A 4912-nucleotide genomic window follows, 5' to 3' on the forward strand; every position below is an offset into this window, starting at 1 on the left:
AGTTTTACAAAACATACAAATGTTAAACTGATAAAACCCATTAATCTCAGTATATGTACATGAGAGCAATGGGTTTTTATTATTATGTGTTCGAAGACGTGGGAAGTATTTTGTGTGTCTATAAAGGTGTACCTTTATAGACAGTTTTGAGTTGTAGGTTAGTAACTAGAAACGAAATCAATTTTCTATTGACTTACAATTTGAATTTTCTTAAGGAATAAAAAGACCCTATACTTCACTGAAGTATAGGGGAGAGACAGAAATTAATCAGTTATTAATTTCGAATAGATACGATGAATTTTCCATTTGATTTTTCACTTTTTCTTAGCGTTCCTTCTAATGTGAATTTTAATTTTTTTAAAACACTTATGGAATTTAGATTTTCAGGTTCAACTTTTGCTTCAATACNNCTTATGGAATTTAGATTTTCAGGTTCAACTTTTGCTTCAATACGGTTTAGCTTTAAATTAGTAAATGCATAGTCTAATAAAGCGGAGAGTGCTTCAGGTGCATATCCTTTGCCCCAAAATGCTTTTGAAATATCATAACCAATCTCAGTTTTAGAGTTTTCGAAATCTAAGAAATTATAACCACATGAACCAATGATTTGATTAGATTTTGCTTCGATAATAGTAAATCGGAGCGCCTTATTGCTTTGAGCCAGCTCGTTTAGAAATTTAATCATGTCTTTTGCTTGATCCTCAGTAGTGAAATTAATAATATTCATGAATTTCGTAACATCTGGATCAGACCATATTTTAAATAAGCTTAATGAATCGGATTCCTCTGTTTTTCTTAAATGTAATCTTTGTGTGTATAATTCTGTAATCAATACTTTTACCTCCATTATATTGGTGATGGGTAGATTAAAAATATTGATATCTGCGCATAATTCAGCCCTTTCTACTCTTAGTTATTTTTTATTATACATGAGAGAAATAGAGAGAGGGAATTATGTGATTTTTTATATCTACTTTGTTTCTTAATTGTTTTTTCCATTTAATAGCACAAGTGATTTCATTAAAATGAAAGGAGAAAATCCTTACCTTTACTTCAAGTATCAGTACGTGATTGATATTAGTAATAATAGAATAGTTAATTAAACTTTAGGGGAGGAACAATAATATGGCAAAAGTTCTAATGTTTAATTTTCCAGGAGAAGGACATATTAATCCGACAATTGCACTTGTCGAAGAACTAATAAAAAGAGGCGAGGAAGTTATTTACTATTGCGTAGAAAAGTATAGAAGTAAAATAGAGAATACAGGAGCTTTGTTTCGACCATATGAAAATTTCATATCACAAATAGACATGGTAAAAAGAATGAGTAGGCAAATAGATTCTCAAGAACTATTATTACACATGGTAAAATCCATGGATAAAATAATAGAGATAATTTTAGAAGAAGTAAAAGAAGAAGAATACGATTATGTTATATATGATAATAATTTCGCTGTTGGATGGATCATAGCAGAAGTATTACAATTACCTAAAATTTCTTCATGTACAACATTTGCCATTACTAAAAAGATAGCTTCTACTCTTATGAAAAATCATGAAGAAGAAAATAAAAAATCCCCTTTATATCAGGAAGTCATGTGTATTTTGAAAAAATGGGAAGATATTTATGGAATTATTCTTAATGAAAAACAGAATGTGATGACATGCCCGGGGGATATTACAATTGTATATACATCAAAATTGTATCAACCAAATGTCGAAGAATTTGATGATTCTTATATATTTGTCGGGCCCTCTATTGCACAGCGTAAAGATGTAGATTCTTTTTCCTTAGAACAGGAAAAGGGAAACAAGCTGATTTTTATTTCTATGGGAACAGTATTTAACCAGCAACCCGATTTTTATCACACATGTTTTGAAGCATTTCGAAATAGCTCGGTTACTGTCATATTAGCTGTAGGGAAGCAAAATGATATTAGTCAATTAAATAATATTCCTTCTAATTTTAAGCTATATAATTACGTTCCTCAATTAGACATTCTACAACATACTGATCTATTTATTACACATGGGGGAATGAATAGTTCCAGTGAAAGTTTATATTTTGGTGTTCCTATGCTAGTTATTCCAGTTATGGGAGATCAGCCTATAATTGCTCAAAGAATAGAAGAATTAGAAGCCGGAGTCCAGTTAAATCGTAAATTGCTTACTCCGGAGATATTACGTAATACAGCGATGCATGTGTTATCAAATGATATTTATACAAAAAATAGCCATAGAATTGGAGAATCTTTAAAAAATGCTGGAGGATATAACAAGGCAGTCGATAAAATTGAAACCTTTAAATTTAAAATAGGTATTAAATAAAGCAAAACTATTGTGGCTGAAGAATTTGTGGAGCATGTGGTGATTGGTATGAAAATTCTATCGAATAACCTATCAGTTTTATACTGCTTATCGTTATTCAGTTAGTCGTTTATATCGTGTGTTTTACTGTAATCATGTTAATTTTTGGGATACTAGAAGTTGAATAACTAACAATAAATACGCTTGGTTTATATGTTGTTTTTTTGTTATTACGGTATTAAGTTATACGATACAATATTTTCTTATGTACGGAACCCAAGCTAGTTTAGTTCAAATGAAACTGATGTTTATTACCAAATTAAGTGTATTTTGGTATGTTATTTAGGGTACCGCCACAAGCCTATCAATCTAGTGAAATGAAACATCCCCAAAACATCTTTCATGTTTTGAGGACATTATGAAAAAATAGCTTATTGGCTATGAGCAGTATCCATATAGAAGGACTTTTTAAAAAGAGGTAGCTAAAATTCATCACCAAATTTAACTCTGAAATTGGTGAACAATGTTGATTATTTAATATAGAGTAATGTTTACAAATAATAAAGTTGAGTTTAAAATCTCTTTTTGTCTTTCGCGTACGATTCCCAGAATGACATAGTGCCCCCTAATAAAAGGAGAAATGAAATGTGAAATCATCTACAGATAATATTCAAGAAAGTGCAAAATCAAAAAATCAAGGGCAACCAATATGGAAATCAATGTCTATGTTTTTAGTTCCCTTGCTTTTAAGTAATATATTACAATCAGTTGGACAATTGTTTGGTATGGTAGTGGTAGGGCGATGGCTTGGTGTGAATGATTTAGCTGCTATTTCAGCATTTTTCCCATTATTCTTTTTACTTGTATCATTTGTAATTGGGATTGGATCAGGTAGTTCGATTTTAATTGGTCAGGCATTTGGTGCCCGTAATGAAGATCACTTAAAAGCTATTGTTGGTACTACACTGACTTTTACCTTTATAATAGGAGCTATTTTGGCAGTGGTAGGAAGTATATTTGCCCTAAATATTATGCGCTTTATGGGTACGCCAGAAAATATAATTGATATGAGTGTGCATTATGCGCGTATTTTATTTATTTCTATGCCAGTTTTATTCTTATATTTTGCCTATACAACATTTATGCGAGGTACAGGAGATTCTAAAACACCATTTTATTTCTTAATTGTTAGTACAGCTTTAAATATGATTTTATTACCTATTTTAATTTTTGGCTGGCTAGGAATGCCGAAGTTTGATGTGTATGGGGCCGCTTATGCTTCTGTTATCTCAACAATTGTAACATTTGTTGTTATGCTTATTTATTTAAAGAAGAAGAATCATCCACTGCAATTAGATGAAACAGTACGGAAATATCTTCGTATGGATTGGGATTTATTAAAACTATTATTACGCCTTGGGATTCCAGCGAGTATTAATATGATACTTGTTTCGTTATCTGAGATTGCGGTAATCGCATTTGTGAATCGCTTCGGATCTGATGCGACTGCTGCATATGGGGTTGTGAACCAGGTTGCAAGTTATGTTCAGATGCCGGCAGTCAGTCTTGGAATTACGGTATCCATTTTCGCTGCACAATCCATTGGTGCGAATCAATTTAATCAATTACAGAAAGTTATTCGTGCTGGAATTGTTATGAACTATATAATTGGTGGAATATTAATCGCTCTTATTTACTTGTTTTCAAGAGAAATCCTATCGTTATTCTTAACGAGCCCGAATACAATCGAAATTGCTCATAGTTTAGTGATGATTACACTTTGGAGTTACTTAATTTTCGGTCATGCTCAAATTATTGGTGCGACAATGCGAGCAAGTGGAACTGTACTATGGCCCACTGTTATCGGTGTCGTATCAATATGGGTTGTAGAAGTTCCAGTTGCTTATTACCTTTCTTATCATACAAATCTTGGTATAAGAGGAATATGGATTGGATATCCAGCTGCATTTATTGTGAGTTTACTTTTGCAATACGGATACTATAAACTTTCATGGCAGAAGAAACGAATTTCACGACTTGTTAGTTAGAATAGAAGGTGAAATTGGGTTTTAGAGCATATATATGACGATGAATTGGAGGACTTTCCGCTTTCTTCTTATATAAAAGTTGAAACAGCAAAGAGAAATATTCCAGAACTAGAAGATGAAATCGATTTTCAGCGTTATTTTAATAAGGATACACCTTACGACTTTTATTACTCGGATAAGATGTTTGCACTAAGAATTTTACAAGACGAGGGGCGATTCAATATGGCAAACATTAATGGTGTATGGGAAAGGTATACAGAAATGGTTTTAAAAGATGAAGAACCTTTCTGCAAATGGGATGATATGAAATATGTTGGTTCGGGCATTTTCGGTGATATTAAAGAAGAAAAATTAACACAGAAAGAGATCATGAACTTTGCTGTTGAAATGAGGGAAAAGAAATAGAAGGACACAACTATACACTAAGAAAACTCTAGAAGATACGGAATACGAAAAAATGAACCGCCTTATAAAACTGAAAGTAAACTTTTGAATGAAGTTTACTTTCTTATTGTCGACCAAGACTATGTTGTAAATGCTCATAGCATTATACGTTG

The 4912-nt window shown here is 31.9% G+C and carries 3 protein-coding genes and 1 pseudogene; 3 read left to right on the top strand and 1 reads right to left on the bottom strand.

The features are described 5' to 3' along the window. Positions 1–263: 263 nt before the first annotated feature. Positions 264–832, bottom strand: a pseudogene (locus DN403_RS30480) (GNAT family N-acetyltransferase). Between the two features lie 293 nt (positions 833–1125). On the opposite strand from DN403_RS30480, the gene DN403_RS30485 reads away from it, so the two are divergent. The 3 genes from DN403_RS30485 to DN403_RS30495 all read left to right on the top strand — a co-directional run bounded on the left by DN403_RS30485 (position 1126) and on the right by DN403_RS30495 (position 4760). Continuing rightward, positions 1126–2328 (top strand): macrolide family glycosyltransferase, encoded by a 1203-nt coding sequence (locus DN403_RS30485; RefSeq protein ID WP_149186106.1) that lies wholly within the window; start codon positions 1126–1128, stop codon positions 2326–2328. Positions 2329–2954: 626 nt separating this feature from the next. Beyond that, complete coding sequence (locus DN403_RS30490) at positions 2955–4355, top strand: MATE family efflux transporter (protein WP_149186107.1); 1401 nt, start codon at positions 2955–2957, stop codon at positions 4353–4355. A 222-nt stretch (positions 4356–4577) separates the two neighbouring features. Continuing rightward, the gene (locus DN403_RS30495; protein WP_075313701.1) at positions 4578–4760 is read left to right on the top strand and encodes a hypothetical protein; all 183 of its coding nucleotides are present in this window, start codon (positions 4578–4580) and stop codon (positions 4758–4760) included. Positions 4761–4912: the final 152 nt, after the last annotated feature.

Origin of the sequence: Bacillus sp. AY2-1 (assembly GCF_008368965.1) — a bacterium.
GTDB classification, from domain to species: domain Bacteria; phylum Bacillota; class Bacilli; order Bacillales; family Bacillaceae_G; genus Bacillus_A; species Bacillus_A thuringiensis_S.